Consider the following 22,045-nt stretch of genomic DNA (forward strand, 5'->3'; position numbering starts at 1 on the left):
TTTTGAAAATTCAACGAAATAACAGAAAGCTTATGAAGACACTTATACCCTATAGATTAATAATACTACTGATAGCTTTTATATCAGTTGGTAACATAAGCGAAGCATTGTCACAAGTTAGTGCTCCATTTGTAGTAACAGAAACCCAAGATAATGTCAGAGGTAATTTAATACAGACAGGTAATGACATTGTTGGTTTAATTCGAAGAAATGGAACTAACTTTAATGCTAATGACCCAACGAATGTAACTTTTAATAATGGGGATTATACCACTGCATTTATTGATGTAGACGGTGATCCAACGACCTTTAGTTCTAGTGAGGCTCGATTATCAGCACCTAGAGAAGACTGTAGTACTTTAGTGTATGCCGGATTGTATTGGTCAGCAAACTATTATATTCAGAGAGGAGATAATGTTATAGATTATACAAATAATCAAATAAATTCCAGTACTAATACAAATACAGCGCTGATTATTAATAATGGAACCTTAGCACAAGAATATACTGTTCGTAATTCTGAATTTGGTGATGATAATTCTAATATAGAAACTGCGGCTGTTACTTCTTATTTAGTGGTTTCTCAGCCCGCTAACGGATGTGGGATTACGAATGCTGCTCAGTTAGCAGGAAATATTGCTGTGGTACAAGAGGGAGGTAGCTGTAGCAACAGAGAAAAGGTGATCAATGCACAAAACGCAGGAGCAATTGGAGTGGTGATTGTGAGTAGCAGTAATAGGTTACCAAGACTTACGGGCAATGGTCCTACCATTACAATCCCGTCTGTATCTATAGGTAATGATGATATTACCAATGCTAATGTAACTGGTCAGAATCTTGTAAATGCATTAAATGCACAAACAGAAGTGGTATTAGGAACGTTATCTACAACAGGAGGAGACAGGATAAACGGTCTTTCTGCGAGTGACCCCAGAAAAAGAGGACCTGCAGATTTTAGAAATATTAAATTTAAAGTTCCCGGCGGAACGTATGTTGATATTACTGCACAAGAGACGGTTTTTGATGGATATAGAAATACAATTTTTACTCCTGGTGATACAGCAAATGATGAATTACCTTATGTATGTTATGCAGAAGTCACAAATCTTTTAGACCCAGACAATCCATTTGGAACATATACTGTAGCGGATATGAATGCTACACAAGGATATACGCCTGGAGGAGATGGTGCCTGTGGTGGATGGGTATTAGTAGCTATTTATGAAGATCCTTTAGAATCTGCAAAATATATCAGTATAAGTGATGGTTTTGCACAAATCTCAAGAGGAGATCCTCCAGTAGATTTTGATTATAGTGGTTTTACTACGTTACAAGGAACACAACCTGTTGAAGCCAGATATGGAGTAGCATCCTTAGAGGGGGATAAAAGCCTTACAGGAGACGCATTATCAATAGAAAATACGTTAGGAGTATTTACTCCGCTGGGTAATGGAACAAATGTACTAGGTGATGTGAACCCAACAAATAACTTTTTTAATGGATCTATCTCTATTGATGATGTGATTATACCAGATCGTACACCTAATTCTACGAACACATTAGGTTTTGATGCGGATTTGTTTGAGTTACCCAATAATGGAAATGTTTTGATTGGTAATAATCAAACAAGTGCTACTTTCAGGCTTTCTACTAATGGAGATCGGTTTAGTGTATTCTATAATGCTTTTTCTGTAACTATTATAGAACCAGAATTAAGAATTACTAAAAGGGTATACGATGATAGTGGTGTATTAGATATAACAGATGCCAATGTAAATCCAGGAGATGAGTTATTTTATGAACTGGAAATAGAGAATATAGGGAATGAAATTTTTGTAGATGGTCAGGTGACAATAACGGATGTTCTACCTGCTAATACGGACCTTTTAGGAGTAGAAGACGCAACTTTACCTCCTGGGGTAACATATTTTGAGGTGTCTCCGGGTGTATTACAGTTTGATATTCCACGTGATTTGGTAGAAACCTTTAATGATAATATTCCCGGTGGGGATTTACCTATATTCATTAGATTTAGGGCACAACTAGTAGCTACTTGTGAGGATTTAAGAGATGCCTGTTCTGATGTAATTAGTAATCAGGCTACAGCTACCTATATAGGTGCTGTATCAGGAACGGTTGGAAATACAGCTAGTAGCTCTGCTATTGGTGCATGTGGCGATGGCTCTGGTACCGCTTCTAATATTTTAGTCAATGTTCCACCTTGTACTTTTGAAGTTACTTTTTGTAATGATGAGCTGACGTTAGTAGCTGGGACAGGATATGATTCTTATACATGGTCTGGACCAGGTATTTCACCCCCAGAAACTACAAATAGTAATATATATCCCGTTGCAAATCCCCAAAGTGGCGTTTATTCGGTAGTTAAAGAAGATACCAATCCTGCGGATGGTACTTGTATGACATTAACAGAAGAATTTGATGTAACTGCTTTTAGGGAAATTGAAAACCCCGTATTAGATTATGTAAATGGTACGACCGTTTATATCGAAACATGTGGTAGTTTAGATATTCCACAAATTTTATTATGTGGGGATCAAGATTTCTTAATAGAAACTGATTTTGCAGGTTTTAATTTAGAGAGTATTTCATGGCAGCGATTAAATGCTTCGGGATCTTGTCTTTTAGATCCTAATGATCCTTGTTCATTATTAGATGGTAACTGTACTGATACGAACTGGGTAGAGGAAGCAGGAGGAAACACTAACGACTTTACAGTAAGTGAAGCAGGAGATTATAGAATTCAGGCAGAGTTTGATGGTGGTTGTGTAATTGATTTTTATTTCAGTGTATATAAAAATGATTATCAGCCTGTATTAACCATGAATTTGATAGAGTGTGGTAATGATGGTAGTGTTACAGTAACTAATGTTCCGGATGATTTTGCGTTTAGCTTAACTTCTGGAGGGCCTTACACAAATACTACAGGTGTTTTTCCTATTTCTACTGCAGGTGATGTAACTGTATATGCAATTGATACTACTTTTTCAGGATGTGAATATTCTGCGACGATTAATGTTCCAGAGAGTAATCCTATATTTGTAGTAGATGTAACAAATCCATCTTGTGCAAGTGAAAACAGTGGTGACCCTAGAGGTACCATTTCGATAGGAGTTTCTGGAGGAAACGAGCAGTATTATTACGAAATTTCTGGAGGAGCACTGGTGAGCCCTATTGTGGTTCCTAATAATAATGATCCTAATTTTACCTCTACAGGATTACAGCCAGGAACTTATGACATACGAGTAATATCAAATCGACCGGCACCAGAGTGTGTATACGATGATATTGTAACAATTAATCCGCCTACAGAGTTTAGAGCAAGAGTAGAACCCTATGCTCCGGCAACTTGTGATACAGGGGCATTAGTTCAGATTATTGTAGAAGCTGGTTCTGGTGACTATTTATATGATGACGGTTCTGGTAATTTTATAGCAAGTAATATTTTTGAAATTCCAAATCCGGATCCTGCAACAACGTACACTTTTTATGTAAGTGATCAGACAGTTCCCGCAGGCACACCTGCGTGTATAATTACTGCAGATATTACTGGGATTTCTCCTTATGAAGCATTTACTATCGATACTATTACTCCAATCGATCCTGTCTGTCCAAATGAGGGAGGTCAGGTACGTGTAGAGATTTCACCAGAAGTAACAGGTAGAACATACTTATATGAACTATTGAGAACAGCCACATGTGATGTTAATGATACCATCTATACACAGATTGCTCAGATTAGTAGTCCTTTAGACGAAGTTACTTTTCCTAATGTACCAGCTTATGATTGTTATCATATCAGAGTATCTCATGAGAATACAACACCTCCGGGAACAACACCGCCTACCATCTGTCCGATTATAGAAGGTCCCTTTGCAATAGAAGCGGATGCTGCGATAGATGCTACAGTGATAACTCAACGTGAATTAAGTTGTGTACCAGGTAGTGAAGATGCAATTATACAGATTACAACAGCAAGTGGAGGTACAGGAAATTTTGCATGGAGTTTTAATCCTACTAGCGGGTATACAAATATTACCTCGTTCCCTGTTAATATTCCTGTGACTACAGCAGGTAATTATACTATATATATTGCGAATCAGGGAACACCAATTACGTGTGCAATATCCAGAGATGTGGTAGTAGCAGATTTGCTAGAAGTAGACAGTGTAGTGATTACACCTAATGATTCTAATTGTACCACACAAACCATTGATGTCACTTTATCTGCGACGCCATCTCCATTACCCACACCAGCAGTATATACATATCGTGTGACTCCTGATCCTGCAAGTAATACAGGAAATACTGGTTTTGTTGCTACGACTACATATACGTTTACTAATGGTGTTTCATATTTGGTAGAAGCAATGAGAAGCGATTCTCAGTGTACGAATTCTGATAGTTTCTTTCAGGATGAGATCGATGAGATAGAGATTACCAGTGCGGGTCAGACAGAACCCGTGACCTGTATTGGAGATAATGACGGAGAATTCTCTTTTACAGTAAGCAACAGTACTTCTTTTCAATATATTATTACAGATGCAGGAAGTGTGGAACTTTTAAATGCAACAGCTACCGGGACTGATCCTGTAACAGTAGTAGTAAATGGAATTCCTTTAATAGCAGGTACCTATACGATCGAGGTCATTGATCAAAGTATTATACCAGCGGCTAATAATTGTACAGCAACTACTACGGTAACCATTGCCGAACCAACAAATCAAATTACCTTTACTCCAGAGATAGTTTCACAGGATTGTATTACTGGAACGAATACGGTAGGAGTCAGTGGTGTATCCGGAGGAAATGGTCCTGCGTATACTTATGAATTGTTTGATAGTTTGGGTGTATCTCAGGGACCTTCCAGACCTATCAATCAAACCTATACGAATGTTCCTAACGGTACAGGTTATTATATTGTGGTCACAGATAGTGAAGCATGTCCTTTTGAAGGAGTACCATTTAATATCAATGCCTTGCCAGCGATTACCGTAACAATACCTACTAGTGAGTTATGTCTGGACGATGGTATAGTAACATTAGATGTAGTGATTACAGGAGGGACTCCTGATTACTCCTATCGTATAGAACGTAATGGTACACCAGTAATTGGAGATACTGCACTAGGTGCAGGTGTCACTACATTTACGACTCCGGATTTAACGCAGGAAGGAAGTTATGAAGTTTTTATAACAGATGCAGCAGGTTGTATCGGTAGTGTTATACAAGTAGTAGAACCCGCAGTAAATATAACAGCTACTTTTGTGAAGCATATTACCTGTGATGCAGGTAATAGTCCAACAGATGCTGGTGAAATCAGTTTATCTGTTGCAGGTGGATATGCTACTTATGATATTGATTATTCTACAGATGGTGGAGGTACGTATACTAATTATGTAACAGCAGGTAATAATCCATTTGCTAATTTCACGACCACTACGGCAGGAACCTATATATTTCAAGTAACTGACAGTGAAGGGTGTACTCATACATCGCAACCGATTCAAATTACTGAGCCTCTTGCACCAACAATTACTGCAAATGATATCACATTATTATGTGATGGAGATACTGGCACAATAGAAGTAACTGTAACAGGCGTAGATCCTGATTATGAAATCGCTTTTGGTCCTGCTCCTTTTACACCAACAAATGCTGATTATAATCCTATTACTGCAAGCAGTACACTCTTTCCAAATTTAGGAGAAGGTGTATATGATATTTTTGTTAGGGATAGTAGTGGTTGTGTGTATACAGAAGATGTAGAAGTGATAACTCCTGATCCTATCACATATGTTAGTGATACAGTAACAGGAGTTACTTGTGGAGGATTATCAACAGTAACTGATTTAGGAGAAATTGTATTGGAAATAACGGGAGGTACAGCTAATTATACCTTCAATCTAGTAAGAGCAGAAGATTTATTGACTTTTCCTTATGTATGGGCTACTACGGATCCTTCTACTCCAAACCCTAGAGCGTCTTCTGGTGTAATTAATTTTGAAGGGTTAGATTTTGGACAATATTATATCATTGCAGAAGATGCTAATGGTTGTACAGAAACCTTTGGAGTATTTGATGTCTTTTCAGAGTTAGGTGCGGTAATTCCAATGGTAACCGTAACTGGATCGTGTCCAGATGGAGTAATATATGATATTGAGATAACTCAAGGTCAAGGAATAAATCCACCAACAAATCCACCACCAGGGTTTGATATACGTATTGTAGGAGAACCATCTCCAGGTCTTGGAGATTTCATACCCCTAAATGATGAGCCTTTAAATGCTACGGTTGTAGATGCCAATACACCAATTAGGTTTCATAGGTATGGTGGTGGTGGTGCATTTGGTACTTTAGAATTCGAAAGAGCCTATATCATAGAAATTAGAGATAATGTTACAAATTGCTTATATCAACAATTAGTGCCTCCTGAACCTCTTCTTTCTGCACCAGCTATTACCAATGTAGTGGTGACGGATGTGACTTGTAATGAAACTCCAGCATTAGGTGATGGATCTATTAGTTTTGATATTTCAGGCTATGATCCTTCTGTTACACAAGTATCTTGGGAGGTTTTTGATCAATTTACAAATGAGTCATTAGATATTACCTATACACCTACTGTGTATTCAGGTTCTCAGGGAGGATTGACCGGAGCTGATGTTCCCGTAACTATTATTAATATACCACAAGGACAATATTATGTCGTGGTTAGAGAAGACGATGGAACCCAATGTCCATCTCGATTTGACTTTGTAATTGAAACTCCAGAGGCTATATCAGCGGCTCTCGATGGACAGACAGAAGCAAATTGTAATACAAATGCTACAGTGGTAATTAATACCAGTGGAGGTACACCTTTTGCGATACCCCCTACAGATGATGGATATACCTATGAACTAGTAGCTACTGGTGCTGTAGAACCTGCTACACCTTTTTCTTTGAATTCAAACACAATAGATATCGGTGCAGTAGACGGTGAAGTACAAGATATATGGGTGGCTGATGCTAATGGTTGTACCTTTGGCCCAATTACCGTAACAACAGTATTAACACCAGGACCTACTGTTACGGTTCCACCATTTGTAGATAATTTCTGTGATGATGATACCTATACGTTTGATGTAACCGGTACTGCGACTGTAGTAAACGCAGCTGGAAATATCTTCTATGGTATTGATGATGCCACAGATGCTACTGATCCGATTATATTTACGGAAGCACCACCAGGCACATTTACATTTACAGTACCAACTTCTGGTACGTATACAATTACCGTACAAGATGCTAATGGATGTATAGATACAGATACGATGTTAATTTATCCACCAGTGGATATCACTGCCGCTTTTACCACAATTACAGGTAATTGTAGAGACGCGGATAACATTATTACAACAACTATTGTTTCTCCAGGTTCTGGAGCAGCAAATCAAACATTTGATTTAGTCGATGCTACGACTATGGTATCAGTAGTTCCACCAGTGGTAAATGCCGGAGGAGGAGTATTCCAGCAAGTACCTCCTGGAGATTATATTGTGGTGATTACAGATACAGGTATGGGCGCTACTGCATGTACGGATAGCTTCCCTGTATCGCTTACGATTCCAGAAGACCCAGCACCAACTACAGATACAACACCAGTATCTTGTTCTGGAAGAACTGATGGATCTATTACCGTAACGCTAGCACCAACGGATACAGATAGTCCATATACGTATCAGCTTTTTAATTATAATGCAGTGACTATGACTACAGGTACTCAGGTGGGAGGGGATCAGATCGATGATGGATTATTTGATAATCTTCCAGCCGGAGATTATCAGGTGGTTGTAACAGCAGATACTAATTGTTCTGTCACAAGAGAACCGGTTAACGTAGGAACACCAACAGTATTAGACGCTAGCGCTACAGCAAGCACCTATGCATGTGCTCCCGCTGATACCCCAGTGTTACCAGAGATTACGGTAACCATTGTAGGTGGAACACCACCATATAGTGTATCCTATACAGGACCTTCTTCATCTGGTACAGATGTAGATGTGACTGATGCGGATCCTGCAGCAGGAGTACAATATGTAATCCCCGTACCGATAGGAGGTACTTATACTATTGATGTAACAGATGATAATAATTGTGCATTTGCTACGATTACTGAGATAATTCCGGATTTCCCTGTATTATTGAATCCAACGGTAACCTTAGATACACCTCTTAGTTGTACAGCAGGTGAATTTGTGACCGTTCGTGTAGAAGGTGGAACAGGTGCAGGTGGACTTTACGATTTTGTAGAAACTTCGGGAACAGGTCTTTCTGTACTTAACGTACCTTATACAACACTAGATGATGCAGGAACGGCACCAGTAGAAACAGGAGCTGTTTTTGAATTACCTTCTGTGGGGATATATCAATTTGAAATAACAGATCAGACTACTGGATGCACAGTAATAGTTGCTCATGAAGTAGAAGCCTTTGAGGAAGGAAAGATTATTGCAGATGAAGAAACCCCAGAAACCTGTTTTGAAGGTCAGGATGGTAGAATTAATATTACTATCAGCGATTATGTAGGTACTTTTGATTATACTGTGATTGATGTTGCCACTGGTATAGAAGCAGTTGATATTTTAGGAAACCCTATCCCAACGGCTACTGGTACGATTACAACAACAACAGATCCAGAAACGGTTGTATTACCTTTTACTGGTACGGTAGGTAACTATCAAATACAAATCGTTCAGCAAGCGGCTCCGTTCTGTACACGCTTATCTGATGTCGTACCGATCACAGGACCTCCGGTACCTTTTGAAATTTCATTTTTAGATGTAAATCCGGTAGAATTTTGTGATCCGGCAGCAAATGGAGCATTTCAGGTAAATTACACGGGAGCACAAGGAACAGTCAGTTTTGCTGCTGTAATGACAACTACACCTTTTACAGTAATTCCACCTAATACTACAGGATTGTTTGAAGGGTTAGCTGCAGGTGATTATGAGGTTACAGCGACCGATGATAACGGTGCATTTGTTTGTACAGATGTAGAAACATATACTATAGCTCCACCAGCAGATGATGTAGGAGTGACGTTAATACCTTTTGATAGTAGTTGTTATGAGGCGGCAGATGGTCGTATCGAAGTGACTGCTACAGGTACCGATGTACCATTCTTATATACGATTACTGTTGCAGGGGGTACAGAGAGTGGAACACAAACAGTTCCGGAATTTGGACCATTAACTCCAGGTACATATACAATCAATGTTTATGATAAATATGGTTGTACAAATTCGTCCACAACTACTATTACTGAGCCAGCAGAAGTAATTGCAGAAGTGGTGAGTGTAGAGGAAATTCAGTGTAACGAAACGGATGTAGATGTTGTAATTAGAGGAATTACATCTGCGGTAGGAGGTATTGTTGAATATTTTGTAGTAGATGTAAACGGAGTAGAGACTTCTAACGGTAATAACCCTAATTTTACTTTAGGAGAAGGAACCTATCAATTCTATGTAGTTGATGCAGACGGATGTAGATCCGATTTAGTAGGACCTGTAGTTGTGATCCCAATTGATCCAATTACCATAGATCTGGATACCGATTTTGCTAACATCAACTGTTTTAACGAAGAGACGGGAAGAGTAGATGCTACGGTACGTGGTGGTATTGGTGAATATAGATTTGTATTGACTAATACAACTACCAGTCAGGTTTGGCCGGCTATAGGAACACAAACTAGTAGCGAATTCACGGATTTACCTGCTGGAGATTATATATATAGGGTAGAAGCTGATAGAAATTGTTTTGCAGAGGCAAACTTTACAATCATTAATCCAGATGAATTCGAGAATATCGAGCCTGAAGTAACTGATGTATTATGTTTTGGAGAAGATAATGGTTCTGTAATTGTTTTTGCAGCGGGAGGTACTCCAGATTATTCTTTCTCTATCAGAGAGCTGGGTAGTACTGATATTGTCCCTTTCTTTGGTGATGATACGGATAATGACCCTAATCAACATACATTTACGATGTTAGCACCGGGAGATTATGAAGTCGTTGCTCAGGATTTAAAGGGATGTAGTCAGGTATATGAAGTTACCATAGGTGAACCGGATCAATTGATGATTGACCCAGATGATGTATTGATTTTACCTGAGACTTGTTTAGGAGATAATGATGGTTCAGTATCTATTATAGTTACTGGAGGTAGTGGTGTGTATTTCACTAACATTACTAATAATGATTCTGATTTTGCAGAAGGTGTATTTACCTATGATATGCAGCCAGGAGGTCCATTGACGATTTATGTAAGAGATGAGAATAATTGTAGAATTGATATTACAGTAGATATTCCTAATGGAGTAGATATTAGTGCTACTTTAGTACCCGCATTAGATTGTCCTGAGTATGATCCAATCACTGGTAATTTGATTCAACCTGCTATTTATTATGTAGATTTTCTAACGACAGGAGTAGATATTAATAATACAGATATTACCTATATTCTGGAAAGTGTAAATGGTGATCCGGCTCCTATACAAGACACAACAGAGCCTACACGATTTATCGTGCAGCCTAATGTAGTATATCAGGGAAGTGTAGAGCACACTTTAGGATGTGTAAGAGACCTAGGTACGATCACAGTGGATGATTATACACCATTGAGTACACCTATCGCAGAGATGACAGGAAATCCTGAAGATCCTAATGAGTATGAGATCTCAGTAACCGGAGGTAGTGGTGAATACCTCTACTATATTGCAATGCTGCCAGATGATTTATCAGCAGCCGAGTTAGAACAGGCGTTAGCACAACTTACAGATGCTGATTATACTTTACTAGATAGTAATATATTCTCGCTCCGTGAAACTGCTAATTACGTATTACGTGTGGTAGATAATGAGATTGGTTGTCAAATAGATATTATTCAGCGTTTAACGTATATCAATATTGCGATTCCTAATTACTTTACACCGAACGGTGATGGTACAGATGACTTATGGTATCCATATCAAATTTTTGAGAATGATCCAGATCCGTCTAATCCTACATTTTTCTTTGATGATATGGAAGTTAAAGTATTCGATAGGTATGGCAGAATGTTAGCTGAGTTTATTGGAGATCAGGGACCAGATGGTGGCTGGGATGGTATTTACCAAGGAAAAGAATTACCTTCTGGAGATTATTGGTTTACTATTATTCTAAATGACATTGATAATAGAGAGTTTACAGGTCACTTTACATTATACAGATAAAGATGAGAAATATCAAAAAGCATATTATATGGACCTTGCTACTGGGCGGTTTAGTAATGAACGTAGAGGTACTTGCGCAAGAGTTTTCCGCTCCTGTTCAGAACCAGTATATAGCTGATAACACCTATTTAATTTCTAGTGCGTATGCAGGTGTAGGAGATTGTTGGCAGGTACGGGCTTCCGGTTTTGAGCAATGGGTAAATATTGCAGATTCTCCAGGAACTCAATCAGTATCTATTGATGGACGAATATCCGATCGCTCTGGTGTAGGCGCTATATTATTCAATGATAAGAATGGCGCTACCTCTCAAAAAGGAATCCAAATGTCTTTTGCCCACCACCTGACTTTGAATGAATATAGCAATCAGTATTTGTCTTTTGGACTTAGTTATAAATTTACTCAGTTTGGTATAGATGCTTCAGAATTTAATAATGGTAATCCAGATAATCCGTCTAATCCAGGACTTGAGGATGTAAGTGTGAATAACTCTAATTTTGATATCAGTGTTTTGTATCGATTAGGTCGGTTTTTCTTAAGTGCTAATGCAGTAAATTTATTACCCAAAGAAATAGATGATTTTACTGGAACTGAACCTACATCCATTCAGAACTATTTTATTTACACAGGATATACATTATATGATCGATTTACCAATATAGAGATCGAACCTTCAGTACTGTATCAGAACTTTGCTAGTGATGGTCGTAGTACCGCGGATTTAAACTTAAAAGTAAGAAAGCTACACAGAGGAGATTATTATTGGGCTGGTGTTAGTGTACGTTCTTTAGTAGATCAGGATTTTAAACCATTATCAGTTTCACCAATGTTAGGGATCAAAAAGTCTAATTTTTATGTGGCTTATGGATATCAGATAAACGTAAATGAAGTATTACAAGCAACCACAGCGGCAGGATCTCATATGATCACACTTGGATTCGATTTTGGTTGTAGACAAAGTAAATGTGGATGTACCTATTAAAAAAAGGTAGTATACTAATCCAATATACCTGCTCCAATAGAGCAGGTATTTTTTTGAATAAAGGAAGCGTAACGTCATTTGGTACAACTGTTATCATTGTTTTGGTCAAATACTGCATCATGAAGAAGTAGGATTATGAACAAAATAACGCACTGTATAAATTAATAGTTACTATTATTAAAAATAGATAAAGAATAATGTAACAAAGTAAGGAGAAGTGACATTAATACATGACATTTTATTTAATCCATAAATCACTCTAATTTAAAATTAAAGAATATGAAAAAAACACTACTTACCAGAATTATTTTAGGATGCTTTCTATTCGTAAGTATTTGGGTAACTGCACAGGAAACAGTACCTTTTACTGAAAGAATTTCACTGGATAATATCAAGGGAGATCTTGTTATGACAGGAAATAGTATTGTAGGAGTAATCCAAAGAAATGGAGCCAATTTTAATGCAAATGATCCAAATAATGATACCTTAAATAATGGTGACTTTACGACTGCCTTTATTGACGTTGATGGAGATCCTACTACATTTAGTTCGAGTCAGGCAAGACTATCTGCCCCAGACGAGAATTGTAGTACCTTAATTTATGCAGGGTTATATTGGTCAGCTAACTATTATATCCAGAGAGGAGATACATCCAGAGATTTTACGGATAATCAAATAGATTCAAGTACGGATACAAATACAGCACTAATTATTAATAATGGAACATTAGCACAAGAATACACCGTACGTAATTCTGAGTTTACCAGTGATATTTCTAATATTGAGACTGCTGCTGTTACTTCTTATTTAGTAGTTGCACAACCCGCTACTGGTTGTGGGATCACTAATGACGTTCAATTAGCAGGTAATATTGCTGTGATACAAGAAGGAGGTAGTTGTACCAATAGAGAAAAAGTAGTGAATGCGCAAAACGCTGGGGCAGTTGGTGTGGTTATTATAAGCCAAACGAATCAATTACCACAATTGACAGGAGATGGTGAACAAATTAATATTCCTAGTGTATCGATTGGTAATGATGATATATCAAATGCAAATGTAACTAATCAAAACCTTGTGGATGCACTAAATGCACAAACAGAAGTAGTATTAGGAACATTGTCTACGACAGGTGGTGATAGAATAAGCGATCTTGCTATTATAGATCCAAGAAAACAAGGACCTGCAGATTTTAGAAATATTAAATTTAAATCCCCAAACGGTTCTTATACTGCTGTAACGGCAGATCAAGTGGTTTTTGATGGTTATCGCAATACACCCACCAATCCTTTAGGCGACTTAGCAAATGATGAAGTAGCTTATGTCTGTTATGCAGATGTAACCACTTTGATTGACTCTGATCATCCTTTTGGAACCTATACGGTAGCAGATATGAATGCTACACAAGGTTTTACACCTGGTGGAGATGGTACTTGCGGAGGATGGGTATTAGTAGCTGTTTATGAAAATTCATTAGAGACTGCAAAGTTTATCAGTATGAATGATGGGTTTTCACAAATTTTCAGAGGAGATCCTCCTGTAAATTTTACTTACACTGGGTTTAAAACACTTCCAGGAACACAACCTGTATCCGTAAAATTTGGTATTGCCGCTCTGGAAGGTGATAAAAGCTTGACGAGTGACGCATTGTCTATTGAGAATGTATCGGGTGTCTTTACGCCCTTAGGAAATGGCACCGATGTTCTTAATGATGTAAATCCTGTAAACAACTTTTTTAATGGTTCTATTTCACTTGATAACAATACTATTTTGGATCGTATTCCTGCATCTACAAATACTTTAGGATTTGATGCAGATCTTTTTAAATTACCAAATGAAGATAATGTATTAATTGGGAATGATCAAACAGAAGCCATATTTAGATTATCTACTGATGGAGATCGTTTTAGTACTTTCCTTAATGCCTTTTCGGTAACTACTTTAAATCCAGAACTTTCTGTGATTAATAGAGTATATGATGCCAATAGTCTTAACGAGATCACAGGGCAACCAGTGCAGTTAGGCAATGAATTAATCTATGAATTAGAGATCGAAAATACAGGAAATGAAAATTTAGTAGATGGTTCTATTATTATTACAAATTTAATTTCTGACAATGTGAATTTTATAGGAGTAGAAGATGATACATTACCTGCAGGGATCACATATTCAGAAATATCACCGGGTACAATACAATTTAATATTCCTTCTGATAGTGTAGAAAGTTTTAACGATGATAGCTCTGGGGCAGATGACCCTATTTTTATTAGATTTAGAACCCAACTAATAGCTTCTTGTGAGGATCTAAGAGATTCTTGCACTAATGTGGTCGAAAATGTGGTTACCAGTTCCTATGCTGGATCAGTGTCAGGTATCTCAATTTCGGATGAAGCGGTTACTGATGAAGATGCTTGTGGTAATAATATTGGTCAAACAAATAATATGTTAGACGTGCCTGTTTGTAGTTCTGAAGTGACCTTGTGCAGTGGAGATTTGACATTGGTTGCAGGTATTGGTTATGATCAGTATACCTGGACAGGACCTGGAATTGTATCAGAAGTAGTGACAACAAGCAATATATTACAGCTAAATAATCCTCAATCAGGAATTTATATGGTAGTAAAAGAAGATACTAATCCATCAGATGGCACTTGTATGACATTCGCAGAAGAATTTGATGTTTTAGGTCTAGCAGACATTCAAAACCCTATATTGGATTATGTAAATGGAACTACGGTAGTAACTGAGAATTGTACGGGTCTTGATATTCCTCAAATTTTACTTTCTAAAGATCAAGAGGTGTTATTAGAAACTAATTTTGATCTATCCAATTTAGAAAGTATTTCTTGGCAGCGATTAAATACTTCTGGAGCCTGTGTGGAAGATTCTACTGATCCTTGTTTTTTATTGAATGATAATTGTTCGAACGCTAACTGGATAGAAGAGCCATCCGGGAACACCCCTCAATTTACTGTCGTTGAAGCGGGAGAGTATAGAATTGAGATAGAATTTAATGGAGGTTGTATTTTATTATTTTATTTTAGAGCAGAAGAGGTAAATGCCTTAACCGTAGAAGATTTTAAAAAACGTTCAATTAATATATACCCTAATCCTTCTAATGGATTGGTAGCAATCAATACTGCAGTAAAAAATGTACGAGTGATCAATGTAACAGGAGCGGTTGTATTACAATCAAAAAATAATACGTTTAATATAGAAGAGCTACCAGATGGAGTCTATTTTGTAGAAACTGAGACCTTAGAAGGAGAAAAAGTATTCTTTAAATTAATAAAAGAATAAACTTTTAGCCCTTTAAATAATTAACAAAGAGCAACTCTACAGTTGCTCTTTGTTGTTTTATATTGGTTATATTAACTCTTAAGAGCCCGTTATATACAATCCAAAAATAGCCACAATAAAATAACAGGTAATAGTTAATGCACCTTGATAATCTTTTGCTACTCTCTGCCCAAAAAGGAGCATTAAAAGCGTTAAACAGGCTAAAAACATACCCCAGATAGCAACAGATACCTGAGCAAATACTATCAACTGATATATTCCAATGACACAAAGTACTGCTGTAATCATTTCCATAATCAAAATAACTGCAAGTAACAAAGGAACTATAGCCCCCATAAAGGTAGCTTCAAAATGACCTTTTAGCCAACTTAGATTTCCTTTCCAATCAATAGTTTTATCTACTCCAGATTGTAAAAATGTAATCAATAAAAAAGCCAGAATTGTTATTGAAACAATATGTGTCATAAAATTATCCATAATTCAGTTTTAAAATTTAATTATATATCAAAACAGTTAGTATGTTTTTTTAATTGCGTTTAAAAAGGGAAATATCAATTACTTATTGGTGGGTTTTTTTTATGAAGTAGCCGTGTAAGTTTAATTGATAAATCGGTTAAAATAATTTTTGCATTTCCGTTTCGCTCTATATGATACATAGCATCTTGCAGTTCATTACTGATATCCATGATATTAGCACTATGAATAAAAGGAGCAAAGTTCTCTAGTTTGAACCCATTTGTTTTAGGCTCCAGAAATACCAGTTCTTTTGCACCGTAATTCATAAGCATAGCTTGTCTAAAAAAATCAAGACAATAGCCTAAAAATTTCTTCTGTGTTTCTCTCCCTGATCCTGCGATAGATTCACTCCAGGTAATTAAATCATTGACAGCAGATTTGTTTCCTTTGGCTCTAAAAGCTGTACGAACCCACTGGATGAACCAATCTTCAAACTGATCTTCACCGCCATCGTGATGTAATATATGTAATGCTTTACTATAATCACCATTTGCACGATGCGCTATCTTTAAGGCCTCACTTTCTGTTACCTCGCTAATATTAAGAATAGCATTTTTAATCACTTGTTCTCCTAAAGCAGGAAAATGAAGTACCTGACATCTTGATCTAATGGTTTGTATAAGCTGTTCTTCGTCCTCTGTAATAAGAATAAAAACAGTTTTTTCAGGAGGTTCTTCAATTAATTTTAATAATTTATTAGAAGCAGCAATATTCATTTTATCTGCCATCCAGATGAGCATCACCTTATAGCCACCTTCATAACTTTTTAATGATAGTTTTTTAACCACCTCTAATGCTTCATCTACTCCTATTTGACCTTGTTTTTTTTCGATACCAAGGAGTACATGCCAATCAAAAATGTTTCCATAAGGGTTTTCTTTGATAAATGTCCTCCATTCTTCAGCAAACTGATTCGCTGTAGGGTGTTTTTTTACCTTATCATTTGTAGCAACAGGATAAGCAAAATGAAGGTCTGGGTGCGCCAGATGGTCAAATTTTATATTACATGAAGTAGCACCACCAGTATTTTCTCCATCTGTATTTTGACATAATATATATTGAGCATACGCAATCGCCATAGGCAAGGTACCACTACCATTAGATCCTACAAAAAGTTGTGCGTGAGGAATACGACCTCTATCCACACTAGTAGTAAGATGGTTTTTAATGTGCGTAAGCCCTAAAATTTGAGAAAAAAGCATATGCAAATATACTAACTTTTTAGAGTCATAATAGATGTGAAAGATGAGTAATCATATCAGAACTCTGGGACATTGCAATCAGTTTATTTATCTACATCTTACTGCATAGCGATCTTGATTCTTTAGCTTACCACATAATTTGCAAAATATGACTTTTTCATAAAAATCTCTATTTTAACTAAAAATCAATAAAAGTGAAGAATTCCTAAAGATTTAAGACGATTTTTTGATAAGTTTCCTGTGTTTTTGTCGAAATAGAATTATTTTCGTTCCTCAACATCAAATGATCTAATGAAGACAATCAACGATTTTAATTTTGAAAATAAAAAGGCATTAATACGAGTAGACTTTAATGTTCCTTTAAATGAAAAGTTTGAAGTAACGGATGATACTAGAATTCGGGCTGCTAAGCCTACGATTATCAAAATTCTTGAAGATGGGGGTAGTGCAGTGCTTATGTCCCATTTAGGTCGACCCAAAGGTGTACAAGATGAGTTTTCACTGCATCATATTATTGATGAGGTGGCAACTGTAATTGGAGTACAAATAAAGTTTGTAGCAAACTGTGTGGGTAGTGAAGCAGAGGAGGCAGTTGAAAAATTAAATCCTGGAGAAGTATTATTATTAGAGAATTTAAGATTTCATAAGGAAGAAACCAGCGGAGATACTGAATTCGCAGAGCAGTTGTCAAAGTTAGGAGATATTTATGTAAATGATGCTTTTGGTACAGCCCACAGAGCACATGCTTCTACAACGATTGTAGCACAATTTTTTCCGGAACACAAGTGTTTTGGAAATTTATTGGCCAAGGAGATAGAAAGTATTGATAAAGTACTGACTACAGGAGAAAAGCCTATTACAGCAATTTTGGGAGGATCTAAAGTCTCTTCTAAAATTACAATTATAGAAAATATTTTAGATAAAGTAGACCATCTGATTATAGGAGGTGGTATGACATATACTTTTATTAAAGCACAGGGAGGAAAAATAGGAGACTCTATTTGTGAAGATGATAAACAGGAATTAGCACTTGAGATTTTGAAGAAAGCTAAAGAAAAAGGAGTAGAGATACATCTTCCTGTAGATGTTATTGCTGCGGATGCATTTGATAATAATGCTAAAACAACGGTGACAAGTGTAGATGAAATTCCTGATGGATGGCAGGGACTGGATGCTGGACCTGAAACATTAAAACGTTTTCATGAAGTGATTCTTGCCTCCAAAACCATACTTTGGAACGGCCCGTTAGGAGTATTCGAAATGGAGAGTTTTGCAAATGGAACTATCGCCATAGGAAATTCTATTGCAGAAGCGACAGCAAACGGAACTTTCTCGCTTGTAGGTGGAGGAGATTCAGTGGCAGCCGTAAAGCAATTTGGTTTTGGCGATAAAGTAAGTTATGTCTCTACTGGTGGTGGAGCAATGTTAGAAAGCCTGGAAGGAAAAACACTCCCGGGTATAGCAGCGATCAAAGGTTCATAAAACCTCTTGATTTTGTAAGAAAACACCTAATAAATCAAAAAGTTATAAAAAATCAGTCGTTTTGGCTGATTTTTTATGTATTTAATCGCTTGATTTTTTGGATATTAGAAAAAAAATGCGATTTTCGCGTTGGTATTGATAATAAACAGATACTATTATGAATTAATGATGAAGTAGAGATACTTCATCCTACTAAATAAACTATTTCTAAAAATGTATAAAAACAGTTGGTTAGTCCTTAGTTTTATTTTTTGTGCAGTTATTACCAATGCACAAGATACCATACGCACTTCTTCTCCTGCTACTACAAAACCTTCTGAGGTGATTACTTCGCAAGAAGTAACGGATAAGCACAAAGATACAATTCATGCTTTTGATATCACCAAAAAAGAAATAACAAAGGTTGAAGCGCCTATAAAAACGCTGACTACTACCATCGCTAATGATAGTGTAAAATATGAGGTTACAGATAATCCTAAAATAGCTCAACTTGATGCTTTGTGGAAACAGGAATTATATAATACCGGGTTATTTGATACGATCTATAAGTCTGTAACAGAACTTGATTATGAACCTGTAGCGTATCCAGAATTACCTACAGATACGCTTAAAGCAAGACTAGCAGAGCTTAATACACGTACTCCGTTTAATGTAGAGTATAATCCATCTTTAGAAAGTGTTATAAAAAGCTATCTTAAAAATCGCCGTAAACATTTAGAGCGATTAATGGCATTGAGTGAGTTTTATTTTCCATTATTCGAACAGGAATTGGATAAAGAGAATATACCATTGGAAATAAAATATCTGGCTATTGTAGAATCGGCACTAAAACCACGAGCAAAATCTAGGGTAGGTGCTACAGGATTATGGCAATTTATGTTTGGAACCGGAAAAATGTTTGGATTAGAAGTAAGTTCGTATGTAGATGAGCGTATGGATCCCATTATGGCAACAGAAGCTGCCTGTAAATATCTGGCAAGTTTATATCGTGTGTTTGAAGATTGGGATTTGGCATTAGCATCCTATAACTCAGGACCTGGTAACGTAACAAAAGCAATACGCCGTAGTGGTGGTAAAAAAAATTACTGGAATATCAGACATAACTTACCAAGGGAAACGGCGGGGTATCTTCCTGCATTTTTAGCGACAATGTATATTTTTGAGTATGCAGAAGAACATGGGTTTAAACCAGCAAAACCAGAGTTTGCATATTTTGAAACAGATACGATTAAGGTAAAACAAATGATCTCTTTAGATCAGGTTTCAGAATATATGGGTATACAAAAAGAAGAATTACAATTTCTGAACCCATCTTACAAGTTAGATATTATTCCTTTTATAAAAGACGAAAATTACGTATTACGTTTACCATTGGATAAGATAGGTGCTTTTGTAGAAAATGAAAGTCAATTATACACAATCGCTCAAGCAGATCTTAATAAAAGAGAAAAACCGCTACCAAAATATCAAGAGGCAAATGATAAAATAAGATATCGAGTTCGTAGTGGGGATTTTCTTGGAAAAATTGCAGGACGTTATGGCGTGCGTGTAAGTCAAATAAAAAAATGGAATGGATTGCGAAGTAATAATCTTAGAATTGGACAACGACTTACTATTTATCCTCGACGACCTGTGGTGTCTTCATCAACTAAGAAAAAACCTGTAACACAGTCTATAGCTGGTTCTGATCAATTATATACAGTAAAATCTGGTGATACGCTATGGAGTATTTCAAAAAAGTTTAAAAATGTATCTATCGAAAACCTTAAAAGTTGGAATGACATTAGCGGTAGTGGTATCAAACCAGGAATGAAACTCAAACTGTCTAAATCATAGTTTGTCCGTAATCGTTATATTATCTAGTTAGCGTGCATTTTTGGAAAAAAGATGTGATACAAATGTCGTTTTAGATGTGATATCTCTGTTCTACTGTAAGGATTTTTATTAATTTTTTTCTGGTTTTCTGCGATATCTATGTGCATAATATAGTATGGAACGATTTATGATATTATAAAGATTGTATATATTATCATACTGATGAAACGCAATAAATAAGCTAAAAAATGAATATGATATAAGCTTATTTATAGTCTACAGGTATTAGGATATATTATATTTTTAATATCATTGTATCAAAAGTATATTTGTAATATGAAAAATCTATCACTAGCCATCCTCTGTGTATTCTTTGTAATAAGTTGTACAAAAACAAAAAAAGATACTTCTGTAAAAGTTAAAGGCTCTTTATCTCAATCTACAGGCAAGATAAATGAATTGTCTGTTATTATTGATAATGAGTTATGGAAAGGTCGTATAGGAGATACAATACGTAAATATTTTGGAGCAGAGGTTCCTGGTTTGCCGCAAGAAGAACCTTTATTCTCTATGAGGCAATTGCCACCTGAAGCTTTCTCAGGATTAGCAAAAAGAAATAGAACGTTTCTTAAAATAGAAAAAGGAAATACCGAAGATATTGTCACCGCTACTAATAATTTCTCAACACCTCAATTAGGGTTTGTAATTACTGGAACAACAGATGATACTATCATCGATTTGCTCCAGAAGAACTCAGAGAGTATCATTTCTAAATTTAAAAAGATGGAAATGACCGAAAAGCAAAATCGAATCAAAAAATCTTTAGAATATATTCCACAACTTAAAGAAAAAATGGGAATAACTTTAAAAATTCCTACGGCTTATCGAATTGCAAAAGAAGAAGAAAAATTCTTTTGGCTACGCAAGGATATTACGAATGGTGATATGAATTTGATTATATATGAAATGCCATTAGATGCTATCAAAAAAGACTCTACAACAATTACTAGTATTATTAAAATGAGAGATTCTGTCGGTGCCTTAAAAATCCCAACGTCATCCGGAAAATTTATAACAGAAGAATCATATGCTCCGTATTTATATAAAACAACATTAGATGGTAAGTTTACTTTTGAAACAAAAGGTACTTGGGAGATCAAAGACCGGTTTATGGCTGGTCCCTTTGTTAATTATGTAATAGAAGATACAACCAATAATAGATTATTAGTGATAGAAGGATTTATTCTGGCACCATCAGTAAGAAAACGAAATAATATGTTCGAACTGGAGTCTATTATTAATACTATAGAATTCGAAGAGCACTAGAAAATATTATTGTATAATAAATTAGGGATACTAACCCATTTTTGAACTTGTTTAAAAATGGGTTTTTATTATTCAATTTATAATATATTTAAAATCTGGAATTGACGTTATGCTTCAAGATACAGTACATGGTAACGTATGTATTATCAATTTCAGC

At 36.2% G+C, this 22,045-nt stretch carries 8 protein-coding genes; 6 read left to right on the plus strand and 2 right to left on the minus strand.

Annotated features, from left to right (window positions below):
• The first annotated feature begins 32 nt into the window (after window positions 1-32).
• The 3 genes from ABD816_RS03185 (at window position 33) to ABD816_RS03195 (ending at window position 15,547) form a co-directional block, all read left to right on the plus strand.
• The gene (locus tag ABD816_RS03185) at window positions 33-11,270 is read left to right on the plus strand and encodes a T9SS type B sorting domain-containing protein (RefSeq protein ID WP_344924685.1); all 11,238 of its coding nucleotides are present in this window, start codon (window positions 33-35) and stop codon (window positions 11,268-11,270) included.
• A gap of 2 nt (window positions 11,271-11,272) precedes the next feature.
• On the plus strand, window positions 11,273-12,250 hold the full coding sequence (locus tag ABD816_RS03190; RefSeq protein WP_344924686.1) for a PorP/SprF family type IX secretion system membrane protein: 978 nt from the start codon (window positions 11,273-11,275) through the stop codon (window positions 12,248-12,250).
• A gap of 279 nt (window positions 12,251-12,529) precedes the next feature.
• Window positions 12,530-15,547: a PA domain-containing protein gene (locus tag ABD816_RS03195; RefSeq protein WP_344924688.1), complete on the plus strand. Its 3,018-nt coding sequence runs from the start codon at window positions 12,530-12,532 to the stop codon at window positions 15,545-15,547.
• A gap of 78 nt (window positions 15,548-15,625) precedes the next feature.
• On the opposite strand, the gene ABD816_RS03200 is transcribed toward ABD816_RS03195, so the two are convergent.
• Window positions 15,626-16,024: a DoxX family protein gene (locus tag ABD816_RS03200; RefSeq protein ID WP_344924690.1), complete on the minus strand. Its 399-nt coding sequence runs from the start codon at window positions 16,022-16,024 to the stop codon at window positions 15,626-15,628.
• Window positions 16,025-16,098: 74 nt separating this feature from the next.
• Window positions 16,099-17,265, minus strand: a complete 1,167-nt coding sequence (locus ABD816_RS03205; RefSeq protein WP_344924692.1) for a DNA polymerase III subunit — start codon at window positions 17,263-17,265, stop codon at window positions 16,099-16,101.
• Between the two features lie 291 nt (window positions 17,266-17,556).
• On the opposite strand from ABD816_RS03205, the gene ABD816_RS03210 reads away from it, so the two are divergent.
• From ABD816_RS03210 to ABD816_RS03220, 3 genes are all read left to right on the plus strand, one after another.
• The gene (locus ABD816_RS03210) at window positions 17,557-18,747 is read left to right on the plus strand and encodes a phosphoglycerate kinase (RefSeq protein ID WP_344924694.1); all 1,191 of its coding nucleotides are present in this window, start codon (window positions 17,557-17,559) and stop codon (window positions 18,745-18,747) included.
• 213 nt (window positions 18,748-18,960) lie between these two features.
• Entirely contained in the window at window positions 18,961-20,583 is a 1,623-nt protein-coding gene (locus ABD816_RS03215; RefSeq protein WP_344924696.1) for a LysM peptidoglycan-binding domain-containing protein, read from the plus strand.
• Between the two features lie 315 nt (window positions 20,584-20,898).
• On the plus strand, window positions 20,899-21,888 hold the full coding sequence (locus ABD816_RS03220) for a DUF4837 family protein (RefSeq protein WP_344924698.1): 990 nt from the start codon (window positions 20,899-20,901) through the stop codon (window positions 21,886-21,888).
• Window positions 21,889-22,045 lie beyond the last annotated feature (157 nt).

The organism is Aquimarina addita (genome assembly GCF_039539305.1).
In the GTDB taxonomy this organism is placed as follows: domain Bacteria; phylum Bacteroidota; class Bacteroidia; order Flavobacteriales; family Flavobacteriaceae; genus Aquimarina; species Aquimarina addita.

What these genes read in the sequence shown, in the direction of transcription:
- ABD816_RS03185 (WP_344924685.1), top strand. Translation starts at nt 33, where the DNA reads ATGAAGACACTTATACCCTATAGATTAATAATACTACTGATAGCTTTT.
- ABD816_RS03190 (WP_344924686.1), top strand. Translation starts at nt 11,273, where the DNA reads ATGAGAAATATCAAAAAGCATATTATATGGACCTTGCTACTGGGCGGT.
- ABD816_RS03195 (WP_344924688.1), top strand. Translation starts at nt 12,530, where the DNA reads ATGAAAAAAACACTACTTACCAGAATTATTTTAGGATGCTTTCTATTC.
- ABD816_RS03200 (WP_344924690.1), bottom strand. Translation starts at nt 16,024, where the DNA reads ATGGATAATTTTATGACACATATTGTTTCAATAACAATTCTGGCTTTT.
- ABD816_RS03205 (WP_344924692.1), bottom strand. Translation starts at nt 17,265, where the DNA reads ATGCTTTTTTCTCAAATTTTAGGGCTTACGCACATTAAAAACCATCTT.
- ABD816_RS03210 (WP_344924694.1), top strand. Translation starts at nt 17,557, where the DNA reads ATGAAGACAATCAACGATTTTAATTTTGAAAATAAAAAGGCATTAATA.
- ABD816_RS03215 (WP_344924696.1), top strand. Translation starts at nt 18,961, where the DNA reads ATGTATAAAAACAGTTGGTTAGTCCTTAGTTTTATTTTTTGTGCAGTT.
- ABD816_RS03220 (WP_344924698.1), top strand. Translation starts at nt 20,899, where the DNA reads ATGAAAAATCTATCACTAGCCATCCTCTGTGTATTCTTTGTAATAAGT.